This is a genomic window from Rothia sp. HMSC071B01 (assembly GCF_001808945.1).
GTDB lineage: Bacteria > Actinomycetota > Actinomycetes > Actinomycetales > Micrococcaceae > Rothia.
The window spans coordinates 380264-396570 of sequence record NZ_KV795070.1 but is presented as its reverse complement, the minus strand read 5'-3'; the positions used below and the strand labels follow the sequence as shown (position 1 = coordinate 396570).

At 59.0% G+C, this 16307-nt stretch carries 12 protein-coding genes; 1 reads left to right on the top strand and 11 read right to left on the bottom strand.

All coding sequences use genetic code 11. The annotated features are described in order from the left end of the window. The first annotated feature begins 9 nt into the window (after positions 1-9). Positions 10-3177, top strand: a complete 3168-nt coding sequence (locus tag HMPREF2527_RS03140; RefSeq protein ID WP_141744436.1) for a type ISP restriction/modification enzyme — start codon at positions 10-12, stop codon at positions 3175-3177. A 135-nt stretch (positions 3178-3312) separates the two neighbouring features. Here the strand turns inward: HMPREF2527_RS03140 and HMPREF2527_RS09950 are convergent, their stop codons facing one another. The 11 genes from HMPREF2527_RS09950 to HMPREF2527_RS03090 form a co-directional block, all read right to left on the bottom strand. After that, a complete protein-coding gene (locus HMPREF2527_RS09950; protein WP_012903526.1) occupies positions 3313-3435 on the bottom strand; it encodes a hypothetical protein in 123 nt (40 codons plus the stop codon). Position 3436: 1 nt separating this feature from the next. After that, positions 3437-4753, bottom strand: coding sequence for a cysteine--1-D-myo-inosityl 2-amino-2-deoxy-alpha-D-glucopyranoside ligase (gene mshC, locus HMPREF2527_RS03135; protein ID WP_070506275.1), 1317 nt, complete (start codon positions 4751-4753; stop codon positions 3437-3439). 158 nt (positions 4754-4911) lie between these two features. Then, entirely contained in the window at positions 4912-5760 is an 849-nt protein-coding gene (locus HMPREF2527_RS03130; RefSeq protein ID WP_070506274.1) for an undecaprenyl-diphosphate phosphatase, read from the bottom strand. A gap of 244 nt (positions 5761-6004) precedes the next feature. Then, the gene (locus tag HMPREF2527_RS03125; protein WP_070506273.1) at positions 6005-6907 is read right to left on the bottom strand and encodes a hypothetical protein; all 903 of its coding nucleotides are present in this window, start codon (positions 6905-6907) and stop codon (positions 6005-6007) included. Between the two features lie 172 nt (positions 6908-7079). Further along, a complete protein-coding gene (leuA, locus tag HMPREF2527_RS03120; protein WP_070506271.1) occupies positions 7080-8828 on the bottom strand; it encodes a 2-isopropylmalate synthase in 1749 nt (582 codons plus the stop codon). A 399-nt stretch (positions 8829-9227) separates the two neighbouring features. Then, positions 9228-10667: an LCP family protein gene (locus HMPREF2527_RS03115; RefSeq protein ID WP_070506270.1), complete on the bottom strand. Its 1440-nt coding sequence runs from the start codon at positions 10665-10667 to the stop codon at positions 9228-9230. A 239-nt stretch (positions 10668-10906) separates the two neighbouring features. Then, positions 10907-12064: a GTPase Era gene (locus HMPREF2527_RS03110; protein WP_246824755.1), complete on the bottom strand. Its 1158-nt coding sequence runs from the start codon at positions 12062-12064 to the stop codon at positions 10907-10909. Positions 12065-12201: 137 nt separating this feature from the next. Continuing rightward, positions 12202-13668 (bottom strand): hemolysin family protein, encoded by a 1467-nt coding sequence (locus HMPREF2527_RS03105; protein ID WP_070506268.1) that lies wholly within the window; start codon positions 13666-13668, stop codon positions 12202-12204. Positions 13669-13677: 9 nt separating this feature from the next. Next, a complete protein-coding gene (gene ybeY / locus HMPREF2527_RS03100) occupies positions 13678-14199 on the bottom strand; it encodes an rRNA maturation RNase YbeY (RefSeq protein WP_005505992.1) in 522 nt (173 codons plus the stop codon). Between the two features lie 3 nt (positions 14200-14202). Then, a complete protein-coding gene (locus HMPREF2527_RS03095) occupies positions 14203-15330 on the bottom strand; it encodes a PhoH family protein (protein ID WP_070506267.1) in 1128 nt (375 codons plus the stop codon). A gap of 83 nt (positions 15331-15413) precedes the next feature. Further along, entirely contained in the window at positions 15414-16193 is a 780-nt protein-coding gene (locus tag HMPREF2527_RS03090) for a 16S rRNA (uracil(1498)-N(3))-methyltransferase (RefSeq protein WP_070506266.1), read from the bottom strand. Positions 16194-16307 lie beyond the last annotated feature (114 nt).

The following is a 16307-nucleotide window of genomic DNA, read 5'->3' as shown; positions in this document are numbered from 1 at the left end:
GAGGGCCTGGTGCGCCCTGATTACGCCATCACGGTCGATGGTGTTTTAACCGGTTACGTGGAGCTGAAGGCTCCGGGTAAGAACATTGACCCCGCTTCTTTTAGTAAGAAGAGCCACGAGTATAGGCAGTGGCAGCGTCTGCGGAACCTTCCAAACCTTTTGTACACCAATGGCACCGAGTGGCGTCTATACCGTTATGGCGAACCGGTGCTGACGAGCACCGGGTACGACGCAGTGCATATGCATGGTTCTTTCAGCGGCCATGGCACGCTGAGCGCACCGGATGCTCTCGCGACGTTTTTCCTGAACTTTTTGCGTTGGGTTCCCGCTCCGATTAAGAGTGCTGGACAGTTGGTGGAAACTCTCGCTCCCCTTGCTGCTTTGCTACGTGAAGAGATGCTTTTGGGCCTTGCTGCGCAGGAAAAGACCTATAAAGCGGATCAAGCGAAAGCTAAGAAGAAGGGTGAAGAGGATTTTGTGATTCCTCCCCCGCTGGTGGGTCTGCGTAAGGATTGGCGCGATACTCTCGCCCCGAGTACCAGTAATGAAGAGTTTGCCGATAGCTTTGCACAGACGGTTGTGTTTTCGCTGGTGGTTGCCCTCTCAGAGGGTCACGACCTAAGTCTTGAGACATTCTCGACCATGGCGAGTCGTTTGCGTTCCCAACACGGTCTGCTGGGTAATGCGCTGGGTCTGCTGACCGAGCACCTGGATGAGAAGAGCTCCCTGTATAACGCTCTCGCCGTGATTGTGCGTGTCATGGGTGCCGCTTCCTGGGCTGATATTTCTGGCGGCAAGTCGGATGTGTATCTGCACCTCTACGAGCACTTCCTGAAGGTCTATAACCCGGCGCAGCGTAAGAAGACTGGTAGTTACTACACCCCGGTTGAAGTGGTGAATCAGATGGTGCGCCTGGTGGATGACGCTCTGCGCACCTACCTGGGCAAGGAGCACGGTCTGGCGAGTGAGGGTGTGTCCGTGATTGACCCGGCGATGGGTACCGGCACCTATCCGCTGTCGGTTATGCATAAAGTGGCAAGTGCGGAAAGCCTCTCTCCTGCTGCGCGCACTCGTGCTCTGAATCGTCTGGCAAAGAACCTGTACGGCTTTGAGCTGCAGTCGGGTCCTTTCTCCGTGGCTGAGCTTCGCCTGAACCAGACCCTTAAGGAGCTGGGTGCTGACGTTCCGGAGGACGGTCTGAATCTCTATGTGGCGGATACTCTGAGCGACCCCTACGCTAAGCAGAAGCCGGTGAACGGTAATACTCTGCGTCTGCTTTCTCAGTTGTCGAATAAGGCAACTAGGGTAAAGCGTGAGGTGCCTATTCAGGTATGCATTGGTAATCCGCCGTATAAAGTTAAAGCGGAGAAAATGGGCGGTTGGGTCAATTCAGGACCTCGTTCCAAAGACGACTCCTCCTCCATTATGGAAGACTTCCATGCTCCTGGTATGGGTGGATATGAGTATGTGCTGAAGAACCTGTACGTCTACTTTTGGCGTTGGGCTTTCTGGAAGGTCTTCGAAGATTCTTTCCGTGCTTTTGAGAGCCAGTCAGATAGCTCCAAACGTGCAGGTGTTGTCTGTTTTATTACCGCATCTGGATATCTGAAGGGTCCGGGATTCGCGGGGATGCGTGAGTATATTCGTCGTTCGTCCAGCCGTGGATGGATTATTAATGTGACCCCTGAAGGTATGCAACCTCCAGCGAAGAATGCTATTTTCGCTATCGAGACCCCTGTATCTATCGCGATGTTCCTGCGTGAAGAAGATACCGATGAGGAAACCCCCGCGGATATTCGCTACGTTGCCCTGCACGGTACCTTTGCGGAGAAAATGCAGGCTCTTGCCACTCTCGATTTGGGGAGCTCAGAGTTTGAACCGGTACGCTCCGGCTGGGGCGATAAGTTCGCTCCTGAGGCGGATGATGATTGGGATAGTTACCCTGAGCTACCGGATTTCTACGCTAGTTGTTCTCCTGGTGTAAAGCCCAATAGAACTTGGGTTTACGCACCCTCTGAAAGTGTGCTACAGGAACGTTGGGCGGAACTCATCGAAGGTAACGATTTGGAAGTACGTGCTGAGCGGTTCAAAGAAACACGTGATGCAAAGACTACAAAGGCTAAGAAGCCACTTCCGGGTACCGATACGTTCCAGGGGAGCCGTGAAAGCCTGAACGATCAGATTGCTCGCGAAGTCATTCCGGACGCACCGAATATTGTACCGGTGGGATACCGAGCTTTTGACCGGCAGTATGTCTTTGCTGATTCTCGGCTTGCTGATACTCCTAGACCAGCGTTGTGGGGTTATCGTACTGCTAAGCAGATATTTATCGCTGAGCTTCACAATGAATACGTGGGTATGGGGCCGGGACTGTACTTTCACTACTTAATCCCAGATATGCATGGGTTCAAGGGCAGCCAAGGAGGCCGTGTCCACCCCACGTTGACCGAGGCTGGCGCGCCAAACCTTACTGAAGCTGCTGCTCAGATTCTGAGCGAACGCTTCGGAGCTAATGCCCCCGGCGACCTCGTCTACTACCTAGCGGCACTCACCGGACACCCCGGCTACGTGCGCACCTTTGACAAGCCGCTCCAGCATGCGGGTATTCGCGTGCCCCTCACTGCGGACCCGGAGCTCTGGGAACGTGCCGTTCAGCTCGGTAAGCAGGTTGTGTGGCTACACACCTACGGTGAGCGCGGTGAGCCGCTACCGGGTATGAAATACCTGCACCAGCTTCCCGAAGGTGCAGACTACACCCTGCCTACCCCGACGGTAGACATGGGTAGGACGATGCCGGAGAAGAAGCCCAGCTTCTCCCCCGACCCGGTCAATAGCCTCTCTGAGGAAGAGAACAACCCCGTAATGGGCACCGTCTCCTTCGGTGAGGCTCGCTGCGAGAACGTGGAAAAGCGCGTCTTTGATTACACCGTCGGTGGTAATCGGGTACTAGGTATGTGGGCTAAGTACCGCCTCAAGGATCCGGAAACAAAGTGGAGTTCCTCGCTCAACGACATTGTTCAGCGAGAATGGCCGCTTGCCTGGAGCGAAGAGTATGAGCGTCTGCTCTACACTCTTACGCACCTGGTGCATCTGGAACCTGCTCAGGAGAAGCTCCTTGATGAGGTTCTTGCCGGTGAACAGATTTTCCGTGAGGAATTTGTAGACACCGAAGACTAGCCGCTCAGGACTAGTTGCTGAAGAGTAACACCAGTTATTGGGTTCTACAACCGGTTAAACGCAAGGGGGTGGGTGACCCTGGAGTATTCCAGGATCACCCACCCCCTTGTTGGGCTTATATTGCTCTCAGAAGCCCTACGCTTCCTTCTGCGCCTCGTACGTGCGAACCTCAGCTAACATCTCTGCGGCGAGCGCATCGACCGCCTCACGGTCGTACGGGCGAAGAGCATACAGCTCCTCAATGACAGACGCAGCCATCTTAGAGGACCACGCCCAGGCGTGCCGCCAGGATGTCACGCACCAGCGCGCCACCGCCGACGGTAGTGTCCGCCAGAGCCTTCACAGCCCACGCATCCACAGCCGCCAACGCCGCCGGAGCGTTCAGGTCCTCACCGAGCGCCTCACGCACAGCGGCCAGCAGCTCAACAGCCGCCTCATCGGTGACACCTTCGGAACCCTCACGGCCCTCAGCCACCGACACCGCATGACGGTACGTATCCAGGCGAGCCTTCGCGTGCTCCAGGAGCTCATCAGTCCAGAACCAATCCGAACGGTAATGCTGACCCATAATCGCCAGACGCACCGCGTTCGCATCCTCACCGGCCGCACGCAGACGCGAAACCAGCACCAGGTTACCGCGGGACTTGCTCATCTTGTGGCCATCCAAACCGACCATGCCGGTGTGCGCGTAATGCTTAGCGTGCGGGCGTGCAGACACAGCCCACGAATGGCCCGCGCCCAAATCATGGTGCGGGAACGTCAAGTCGTTACCGCCAGCCTGAACGGTCAGCGAACCATCCACAAAACGGCGGGCAATCATCGTGCACTCGATGTGCCAGCCCGGGCGGCCCGCGCCCAGCTCGCCGGCATCCCAGCTCGGCTCGCCCTCACGCTCAATACGCCACAGCAGCGGATCCAGTGCGTCACGCTTACCGGCACGGTTCGGGTCGCCGCCGCGCTCAGCGAAAATCTCCAGCATCTCATCACGGCTCAAGTGGCAGACCTCGCCCGGCGCCCACGAGTAGCCCTCAGCGTTCGCGGGCAGCTCACGCACAGCCTTCAGATCCAGGTACACGTCACCGTCAGGATGCACCACACCCTGCTCGTCCGTGAAACCGGGCACGCGGTACGCCAGGCCGCGGCGCAGCAAATCCTCAATCAGCGGGAACAGCCACTCAATGGACTCCACCACACCCACATAGTGCGCCGGCGGAATCACGTTCAGCGCCTTCATGTCGGTGCGGAACAGCTCAGTCTGATCCTCAGCCAGCTCACGCCAATCAACATTCGTCGCGGTCGCACGCTCCAGCAGCGGGTCGTCCACATCGGTCACGTTCTGCACGTAGGTGACCGGCACGCCCGCATCCAGCCAGGCGCGGTGCAGCAAGTCAAAAGCAACATAGGTGGAGGCGTGACCCATATGCGTCGCGTCGTACGGGGTGATACCGCAAACGTACAGGCTCGCCGCTTTATCCTCCTGAACCTGAACAATCTCACCAGCCGCGGTATCAAAAATACGCGGCAGCGCAGCCTGACCGGGCAGAGTCACAGAGGCGGGGGCATCCCAAGCTCGCATGGGTTTCCTTTCCGTAAAAACGCCCACAACCGGTGGACGCGCCACACCCGCCGCCCAACCTCAGAGCATGCGGGTGCCAAAAAATCTACTCTAATAAGAATACCCGCCCGTGAGAAACTCACGGACGGGTATGTCATATCACGCTGAGGGCTAAAGCCTTAGAACGCCGAAGAAGTAGCGTTCAGAACGCCAGTGCCCAGACCAACGAAAATCAGGATACCGAGCGCAATGCGGTACCAGATGAAAATGCCGTAGGACTTCGAAGACACGTACTTCAGGAACCAGCCAATCATCAGGTAGCCCACCACGAACGCGACGATGGTCGCCACGATAGTCGACGGGATACCGTAGTAGCCGGTCGCCTCCTCGCCGGTGACCACCTTAAAGGTCTTGTACAGACCAGACATGAACACGGCGGGCATCGCCAGAAGGAACGAGTAACGCGCCGCAGCCTCACGGGTGTAACCCATGAACAGACCCGCGGTAATGGTACCGCCCGAACGAGAAACACCCGGAATCAGCGCCAGCGCCTGCGCGCAACCATACAGCAGACCGTGACGGAAAGTCAGGTCCTTCAGCTCACGCTGCTCGCGGCCGAAACGGTCCGCAAGACCCAGGAACACTGCGAAGACAATCAGCATGGTTGCCACAATCCACAGGCTACGGAACTGGGTGTCAATGTAGTCTTCCAGCAGCAGACCCAGAACGCCGATGGGCAGGGAGCCGAGAATAATCAGCCAACCCATGCGGGCATCCGGGTCGTTGCGCGGTACGCGGCCGGTCAAGGATCCGAACCAGGACTTCAGGATGCGAACAAGATCGCGCCAGAAGAAAATCAGAACCGCAGTCTCAGTACCCAGCTGGGTGATTGCGGTAAACGCGGCGCCCGGGTCAGCCCTCTCCGGCAGGATCTGACCAACAATGTTCAGATGCGCCGATGATGAAATCGGCAGAAATTCGGTAAGGCCCTGAACGAAGCCCAAAATAATTGCTTGAATCCATTCCACGCATTCAAGGATACAGGAGGCGCACCCACCCGGGGCGGTTCGCCGAAGGTGATGTGGAACTTCCGCAAACCGCCCCGTCCACACTGTGAAACGCTCAGGGTGCCGGTTCCGGCGGTACACCGCGGTGCATCCGGGGCTTATCCACGGCTCATCTACGGCTCAAGGAGGCCGCGCAAACACCTCAAAGGCGCGCTCTCCGGCGCGTCGAAGGTGCGTCAGCGGCGCGTTCTCCGGCGCAAGCGTACTAGCCGCACGACCAGTCGAAAACACCAGTCTCAAAATCAAAAACAGCGCTACCGCACCCAAAATTCAGCACATCAAACTCATCGAACTCAATATAACGAGCCGTCAGACCCTCCGGCAGAGCCTGCGCATAAAAATGAGTGCCACCCAGGTGAGTACCCACCGCAATCAGCGGCTTCGCCCACTCAAACCACGCCGAATCCTCAGCATCCCAATCGAAAGGACTCAGATAACCAGTCTGCGGGTCCACATTCTCAAACACATCGCTGGGGACCTTACCGGCATTCGGGTCATCCGTCGGAACCCACCCCACCAGAGCAGGCTTACGAGCCAGCGGCTGCTGACGATCCGCCAAAGCCCAGGCGCTGAAGCTCTCCTCCTCACCACGATGCTCACCGGGCCGGCGCACATCCTGCGGCGGCTCCGTACGGGATGAGAACTCCTCCTCACTCAGGTACAGCACCGCAAACTCGGCATCCAAAATATCGCGCAACAACAACTGGTACGGATGCACCCGCGCCTGCGCATACTGCACCTCAAACGGGTCATCACTAGCAGCATTAGCAACACCCTCAGTCGCCTCATCCTCAGCGAACTGGCCATCACCAGCGAAGAAAGAGAACGCCACAACGCCCGGATACTTCTGCGCATCCGGCAGGTACTCCCCCGGCAACCTCACCGTAAAAATATGCTGCATTGGCAAACCAGTAAACGTACTGCGCGGCCACTGATCCTGCTCAATACCGGGACCAGTCGAACCCACCCAGCCAGCCTCCCACACCTCGGTGGAACCTGCAGGCAGAGCAGTATCATCACCACCGCGCAGCTCATAATTCCAGGCACGAACAGAAGAATCGGTGCCCGCCGCATCAACGGGGCTAAACACCATCGCGTAGCTTTTCATGAGAGTTCCTCTCCGCAGATTATTCGCCCCACAAACCGCCGGTACACACAATACCTGCGCACATTAAACGACTAAGGGGCGGGATACATACTCCCAGTATGCATCCCGCCCCCGCTTCATGCGCGGTTAACGGTCACCCGCAAACCCCGCACAAAGCATATACGGTCATCGCCTACGCCTGACGCTCATCACGCAGCGCACGGTTCACAGCCGAAATCATCGCCTTCAACGCCGCACGAGTCGTCGAGTTATCCACGCCAATACCCCACAGCACGCGAGAACCAACAGCAGCCTCAACATAGCAAGCCGCGTTAGCAGTCGACGAAGACGACATGGTGTGCTCCGAATAATCCATCACGCGAATATCCACGCCCTCGCCCGACAGGATGTTCTGCAGAGCATCCACCGGACCGGTACCCGAAGCAGTACGGGTGTACGTGTGACCATCAATGTTCAGACCAACACGCAGAGTAGTCGCACCAGTATCAGCCGAATCAATATTAATCGACTCAATACGGTACTTACCCCAACGGTTCTGCGGATCAGCAGCAGGCAGGTACTCATCCGCAAAGATGTTCCACAGCTTCTCGCTGGTCATCTCGCCGCCCTCAGCGTCAGTACGAGCCTGAACAATCTTCGAGAACTCAACCTGAGCACGACGCGGCAGATCCAGACCGTGATCCTGCTTCAGCAGGTACGCCATACCGCCCTTACCGGACTGCGAGTTCACACGAATAATCGCCTCATAGGTACGACCCAAATCGCGAGGATCAATCGGCAGGTACGGAACCTCCCAGTACACCTCATCCACGGTCTTACCCGCCTCAGCAGCGGTACGCTCCAGAGCCTCAAAGCCCTTCTTAATAGCGTCCTGGTGAGAACCAGAGAACGCAGTGAACACCAGGTCGCCACCATACGGCGAACGCTCGTGCACCTTCAACTGGTTGCAGTACTCAACAGTCTTACGGATACCGTCAATATCAGAGAAATCAATCTGCGGATCAATACCCTGGGTGTACATGTTCAGACCCAACGTCACCAGGTCAACGTTACCGGTGCGCTCGCCATTACCGAAGAGGCAACCCTCAATACGGTCAGCGCCCGCCAGGTAACCCAGCTCAGCAGCAGCCACGCCGGTACCGCGGTCATTATGCGGGTGCAGCGACAGCACAATGTGCTCACGGTGGTTCAGGTTGCGGTGCATCCACTCAACCGAGTCGGCGTACACGTTCGGGGTAGCCATCTCAACGGTAGCGGGCAAGTTCACAATCAGCTCACGGCCGTTCTGACCAATCTCCAGCTCCTCAGCCACAGCGTTCACCACGCGAGCCGCGTACTCCAGCTCAGTGCCGGTGAAGGACTCGGGCGAGTACTCGTAGATGACCTTAGTATCAGAGACCATCTGCTCTTCGTACTTGCGGCACAGACGCGCACCCTGCAGGGCGATATCCAGCACGCCCTCCTGATCCTGGTTGAACACCACGCGACGCTGCAGCACGGAGGTCGAGTTGTAGAAGTGTACAATCGCCTGCGGCGCGCCCTCAATCGCCTCAAAAGTGCGGGCAATCAGGTGCTCACGCGCCTGCACCAGAACCTGAATGGTCACGTCCGAAGGAATGTGGCCATCCTCAACGAGAGTGCGCACAAAATCAAAGTCAGTCTGCGACGCCGAGGGGAAACCAACCTCAATTTCCTTGTAACCCATCTTCACCAGCAGCTTGAACATCGCAAGCTTACGGTCGGTGTCCATGGGGTCAATCAGCGCCTGGTTGCCGTCACGCAGATCCACTGCGCACCAGCGCGGAGCCTTCTCAATGACCTTATCCGGCCAAGTGCGGTCCGGCAGGTCAACAACAATCTGCTCGTGGAAAGGGCGGTACTTGTGTACCGGCATGGGGCTGGGCTTCTGGTGGTTTTTCATGATGAATTCCTGTTGGTTGGTCCGTCTCGCTCTACCCCACTTGTGGGGCTCGTACCGTGCCGGGTATCGGTCCCCGGCAGCCGTGGTCAAGGCGGTGCATCAGAAAGGATGCGAAGGTGAGATGCCGCGTCAAAAAGCCGGAACGGTCGCGGCAGATTCTAGTGTGCCCCGTTCCGGCGAATAAGCAGCAGGTTCACTGCCTGGCGGGTAACCCCGCGCATGCTCTCACCGTCAATAGTCATGCCTCCACGCTATCACAGCGCTCGGAGGCGGTGGCACAGCACACGGGGCGCCGTCCATCATCTGGAAAGAATTAACGGTAAAGGGGCGTAGCCACCATTTCTGGCGCTACGCCCCTCACTCAAAATTCACGCATCTGCGCTATGCCCTAGCTAGAACCTAGTAGGCGAAAGCAGTCTGGCACTTGTTCTGATCAGCAGTCTGACCGGTTGCGTTACCCGCAATCGCAGCCTCCTGCTTCTCCATCGCCTCACCGGACGGGAAGTCAGTACCGATAGTCACCGACACGCCCTGAACCTCTTCGGTCGCCACCACTCGGGTCACGTTCAGCTTTGCGGCGATTTCCTTCGCCTCCGCCTCGTAACCGGTCGAGTAGAACACCGTGGTGAAGTTCGTCGGGTTAGCCGAGGTACCCGGAGTAACATTCGAGTAGCCCAGGCCCTCAATCACCGAAGCGATCGTAGCCGAACGGCCATCCAGACCGGTCGCGTTGTACACGTTCACCGGAACCGTACGGTCCAGCTGAACCGGAGCGGCAGCAGTAGCCGGCGCCTCCGGAGCCTTCTCCTCCTTCAGCGACTTATCGTCACGCAGACGCTGGAACACGTTCGCAGCATCCGCAGAAATCTGCAGGCGGTTCTCATCCTGGCTCCACGGCTCAGTCGGCACCGTCGCAAACACAACATTCGCCAGGTCCACGCCACCAAGAGCCGCACCAACACCCACCAGAGTGCTGATATTACCCAGGTTCTTATCCACCGTCACGTTCTGAGTAATCGCCTCAGCAATGTTAATCAGACGGCCCGGATTCGACAGAGTACCCTCGCTCTTCACCTTACGCAGCAGCGAAGACAAGAAGCCCTGCTGAGCCTGAATACGACCAATATCGGAACCATCCGAGAAGCCGTGGCGGCTACGCAAGAACGCAAGAGCCTGCTCACCCTCAACCGAAGAAGTACCGGCAGGAAGCTTCAAGCCACTGTACTCGTCATCAATCGGAGCGTCCACACACACCTGAACGCCGCCAACAACCTTCGACAGCTCCTTCACAGCGTTAAAGTCCACCAACATGAAGTGGTCAATATTCACACCGGTCAGCTTGCTAATGGTCGCCACAGTACAACCGGGGCCACCGCGAGACAGAGACTCGTTAATCTGAACGTTCTCCTCGGCCGGGTACACGGTACCGCTCTCAGGATCAGTACACTGCGGCACATCAACCATCAAGTCACGCGGGAACGACAGCACGCTCACATTCTTACGGTCCTTGCTGATCTGCAGCAGCATCATCACGTCCGCGCGAGCCTCAGAATTGCGGTCATCCTCATCACCGTACGCACCGTTATTACCCTTACGGGTATCGGAGCCAATCACGAGAATGTCCAAGGCGCCGTTTTCCAGGCCGTCCTTGTAATTGCTGATGTTCAGCTCCTGAGTATGCAGATTATTGCGCATACGCAGAGCCAACACGCCACCAAAGCCAACAACAATGACGAGCATGCAAGCAGTAAGCAGAGCAATCCACTTATTGCGGTTTGAAGTCATCACCGTCGTGCGCATATGACGACCGGTGCTTCGTAAACGAGGTGCCTGGGGCATACCTTTTCTCTTTCTGCCGGTGAGCAAGTGCTTTCTCAGAGTAACACTCTTCCCTATGAGCGCCGAATGAGAGTGAAAAGTTTCACCCGGAGGCATGCACATATTTCTGCAAGTCACCGGGTGAAAACTATGGATGCGCGCCCACCCCGAAGACAACCTCTCAGGGCCACCTTTCGGGGTGACCTCGCAGGGGTGACCTCGCAGCGCAAATTCTCTGGGCGATGCGCTCAGGAAAGCTACTAGAATCCCAAGCGGTTCAACGCACGCGCGTCAGACTGCCACTCCTTCGCAACCTTCACATGAATATTCAAATAAATACGGGTACCGAGCATCGCCTCAATCTGCTCACGAGCCTTCGTACCAATCTTGCGCAGATTCGAGCCGCCCTTACCGATAATGATGTACTTCTGCGACTCACGCTCCACATACAGGTTCACGTGCACATCCAGCAGCGGGTTATCCGCCGGGCGGCCCTCACGGAACTCCATCTCCTCAACCGTCACAGCAATCGAGTGGGGTAGCTCCTCACGCGCACCCTCCAGTGCCGCTTCACGCACGAGTTCCGCGATGAGGGTTGCTTCTGGCTCATCGGTCAGCTCACCGTCCGGGTACAGCGGCGGCGACAGCGGAGTGTACTGCGCCAGCAGGTCAGCAACCGCATCCACCTGGAAATGCTTCACAGCAGACACCGGGATAATCGCAGCCCAGCCGCCCTTACCGTCAACCGGCATCGGCTCAGCAACCTCACCGGCATGGCGCTTAGCCGCAGGACCCGAACCCTTCGCGAAAGGCACAGCATCATTCTTGCCGCCCTTACCCTTGGGGCCCTTACCCTTCTGCTTCGCACGATGCGCGGCACGCTTAGCACGAGCCGCACGCTCAGCGCTCATGACCTCCTCGCCGAGCGCCTCAACAGCCAGCAGCTGCTCACGCAGCTCCTCAGAGCTCACTGTGTCAGCCTTCGTCACAATAGCAACCACCGGCTTATTGCTCGACGCCACCAGCTGCGAGGCAATATAGCGGTCACCCGGGCCAATCTTTTCATTCGCCGGAATGCAGAAGCCCAGCACATCCACCTGCGAAAGGGTGCTTGCCACCAGGTCGTTCAGACGCTCACCCAGCAGAGTGCGGGGGCGGTGAATACCCGGGGTGTCCACCAGAATCAGCTGGTACTCGTCCTTGTGCACAATACCGCGGATCGTGTGGCGGGTCGTCTGCGGACGGTTCGAGGTGATAGCCACCTTCTGACCGACCATAGCGTTCGTCAGAGTAGACTTACCCGCATTCGGGCGGCCCACCAGCGACGCGAAGCCCGAACGGAAATCTGCCGGGTAGGTCGGCAGCGGGGTGCTCAAGTCCAGCATGCTCAAATCGAGCGGGGTGTACTCCTGGTCCATGTGTTTCTCCTTGTTAAATCCCGGGGTCAAACCCCGGGCGGGGTGTATGGGGTGCCAGCCTCATCTGCCTGCGCCTTCCGAGGCGGGGCGGCCGACTCAAAGTGTGTTAGGGAAAATGCGGCGTCTATGTTCGATATCTAGCGGTTGCCGTGCTGATCGGTGGCAGGTTCAGCCTCTGCAATATCTCCCGGAAGATCCGGATGCGCATGCGGCTCAGCCACAGCGGGCGGCTCCGTATCCACGGTGAGAAGGTCAGCAACCTCCGCGGAATTAGGCTCCGAGGAAGAGGCCGGGGAACCTTCAGCACCCTGCTGCTCGTCACGAGGCGGCTCATACCACGCCTGCAGCATATCCACCTGGTGGCGGCGGCCCGACGAACCAATCGCACGAATATGAATGCCGTCAATCTCAATCTCAGAACCAACAATCGGCACCATGCCCAGATGCTTAGCGAGCAGACCGCCCACCGTATCAACATCTTCATCCTCGAGTTCACGACCGAAAATCTCGCCCAGCTCATCAATACCCAGACGGGCAGAGAGACGGAACGTACCGTCGTCGTTCAGCGTGTACTCGGGGCTCTCACGGTCGTACTCATCAGAGATATCGCCGACCAGCTCCTCAATCAGGTCCTCAAGCGTGATCAGACCGGCGGTGCCACCGTACTCATCAACAATGATCGCCACGTGCGTGGACTCACGCTGCATCTCACGCAGCAGGTCCATGGCGCGCTTCGACTCGGGCTCAAAACGAGCCGGGCGCATCAGCTCAACCACGGTCGGCAGGGCGGTACCCTCCGGCGCCTCACCGTGCAGGATGAAGGCGCGCATCGCGTCCTTCAGGTAGAGCACGCCCAGAATCTCATCGCTCGAATCACCAATCACCGGCATACGCGAATAACCCGAACGCAGGAACAGGCTCAGCGCCTCACGCAGAGTGGTGTCACGGCTGACGGTGAGCATGTCGGTACGCGGAACCATGAGCGAACGGATGCGGGTATCGTCCATCTCAAAGACGGACTGCACCATTTGCGCCTCGTCATCCTCAATGGTTTCAGCGTCGGAGGCGCGGTCCAGGAACTCGCGCAGCTCCTCCTCATCGAACACGCCCACCGGGGCCTCAGCCGAACGTTCCGGCGCCAGGCGCACACTGAGCTTATCGAGCAGACCGGTCGCCGGGCTCAGCAGAACCGACAGGTAGTGCACCGGGCGAGCCAGCACACGAATCGACGCGACCGGGCGGTTACGACCCAGAGCACGCGCCAGCACATGCAGAATCGGGTAGCCCACCAGCGCAACGATCACGAGGGTCAACACGACGGCGAGCGCGTGCACCTCGACCAGGTTCAGCAGGCAGGTCATGGTGGCGAGCACCGCGGCGGCTGCCGCAATGAGGCGGGTCAGGCGCAGCGGGTGCGTGTACGCCTCGGAGTCACCGTCGAGGGTGCGCTGCAGGACGCGGGCACCGAGGGTGTCCGGGTGTGCCTCCACTGCTTCCTCAGCCTCGTTGTGCGGCAGGTAGGTGAATGCGGTTTCGGCGATTGCCGCGACCACGGTCAGGCAGAGCGCGAGAACGGCGAGGAGGGCTGTGAGTAGAATGTCCACGCCGCTCCCCTAGTGTCGGGTTTCGACCGGTGCCGGGCGGCCCAGGAACTCTTCGAGGATGGAGCGCTGAATGCCGAACATTTCAGCTTCCTCTTCGGCGGTGCCGTGGTCGTAGCCCAGGCAGTGCAGAATGCCGTGGGTGGTGAGCAGGCACAGCTCGTCAAGGGTGCTGTGGCCCGCATCTGCGCCCTGACGTGCGGCGACGGGCGGGCAGAGGATGATGTCGCCGAGCATGCCGCTGGAGGGGTTTTCGGGGGTTCCCGGTTCCAGTTCGTCCATGGGGAAGCTCATCACGTCGGTTGCGCCGGGCAGGTCCATCCATTCGATGTGCACGCGTTCCATTTCGTCTTCGTTCACGATGGCGATGGACAGGTAGGTGTCATCGGCAAGGTGCATGCGTTTGAAGGCGTGCTCGACGAGGCGGGTGAGCACCTCGGTGTCTACCGCTTCGAAAGATTCGCGGATGAAGGCGTCGGTTGCCGGGTCGGCACCGGTTGCGGGTTCTTCACAGTCGAATTCGATCTCTGCCACCGTTTAGCGTCCTTCCGGGGTGGTCTGTGCGTTAGCGGGGTTCTGCTCGGCGTTCTTTTCGGAGCCGCCGTTAATGCCTGCGCGGTCCAGCAGCTTCTCGGCTGCGGCCTCGATGGTAGCGCGCTTGACCTTGCGGTTGCGCTTGCGTTCCATCGCCTTCTGGTCTTCGCCCCACTGGTCGTAGGCGGAGACGATATTCGAGACCAGGGTGTGGCGAACCACGTCGGAGGATTCCAGGATGCTGAAGTGAATATCCTCCACACCCTGCAGAATGTTGCGCACTTGCTTCAGGCCGGAGGCGGCGCCACCGGGCAGGTCAATCTGGGTGATGTCACCGGTAATGACCATCTTCGAGCCGAAGCCCAGGCGGGTCAGGAACATCTTCATCTGCTCGGCGGTGGTGTTCTGCGCCTCGTCAAGGATGATGAATGCGTCGTTGAGGGTGCGGCCGCGCATGTACGCCAGCGGTGCGACCTCAATGGTGCCCGCCTCCATGAGCTTGGGGATGGTTTCGGGTTCGAGCATGTCGTGCAGTGCGTCGTAGAGCGGGCGCAGGTACGGGTCGATCTTCTCGTTGAGGGTGCCGGGCAGGAAGCCCAGACGCTCGCCAGCCTCCACGGCGGGGCGGGTGAGGATAATGCGGTTCACTTCGTGGGTCTGCAGCGCCTGCACAGCCTTCGCCATGGCGAGGTAGGTCTTACCGGTACCCGCCGGGCCGATACCGAAGATGACGGTGTTCGCGTCGATAGCGTCCACATACTTCTTCTGGTTAATGGTCTTGGGGCGAATCGTGGTGCCGCGGGTGGAGAGGATGCTGGTGGACAGCGAGTGCGCCGGGTTGCTCAGTTCGTCGCCGAGCATGCCCATGAGGCGGTGAATGACCTGCACGGTAATCTGCGTGTCGTGGCTGGAGAGCACGCGCAGTTCGTTCAGCAGCTTTGCAGCGGTGTTGACGGCCTCGGAGGGGCCGGTGATGAGCACGTCCAGGTCCTTGGGGCGCAGGCTAATCTGCTCGAAGTAGTCCTCGATAATCGCCAAGTGCGCGTCCTGCGGGCCGAGCACGGCGATCATTTCTGCGGCGCTCTTGAAGGATACGGTGCGCGCGGTCGAGAGAGGTCGGGAGGTAGTCATATGGGCTCCTTGGCTAGTGATGTATTTACAAGTATAGATGGGTGTGATGTGTCACGCTCGGGCTGGGTTCTATCAGCGACGCTCTACCAGCGGCCCAGCACCACGTTCAGGGTGCACATGGCGGCAGAACCGGCGGTGGAGGAACGCAACACCTCGTCACCGAGTAGTGCCAGCTGCGCACCGGCATCGGTGAAGAGCTGCACTTCGCGGTCGCTGATGCCGCCTTCGGGGCCGACGAGCAGGTAGATTTCTTCGGGCAGGTTCTCCGCCTCCACAAGCGTGCGTGCCAGGGCGCTGAGGCGTTCGGTCGCCTGCTCATGCAGGATGAACACGGCGGCGGACTGCTCAGAACTCTCCCCGGCAACTTCTTCAATGAGTTCCACCAGGTCGGCGGTGCTGTACAGGTCGTACACTTCGGGAATGAGCGCGCGGCGCGACTGCTTTGCCGCGGCGGTGACGGTATTCTGCCACTTGGTGTGTGCCTTGGAGGCGCGCTCCCCCTTCCAGCGCACGATGGAGCGGTCCGCGCTCCACGGAAGCACACCGTACACGCCCAGCTCAGTCGCGGTTTCGATGGCGAGCAGGTCACGACCGTCCTTCGCGAGCGCCTGCACCAGGTAGATGGAGGGCACGCTGCGTTCCTCGCGCAGCTCCTGCACTTGCACGCTCACGCCGTCCGCATTGATGGAGGCGACCGTACCGAGTGCGCGGCGGCCGGTGCCGTCACCCAGGTCGATGCGTTCGCCGAGCTCAAGGCGCTTGACGAGGGCGTGCTTGCCTTCGGAACCGCCGAGCGCGCAGGTGGCGCCGGGGGTGAGTGCGTCGTATTCTTCCGTGCTGATGTAGAAGATGGGGGCGCTCATGGTTCTCCTTGAGGGTGCGGTTTGAAAGCGTGGGTAGTGTGCGGGTGGCGTGTGAAATAGATGTGCAGCGTAGCGCGGGCGCATGCTGCACAGTACTGACAGGAATGCGGCGGG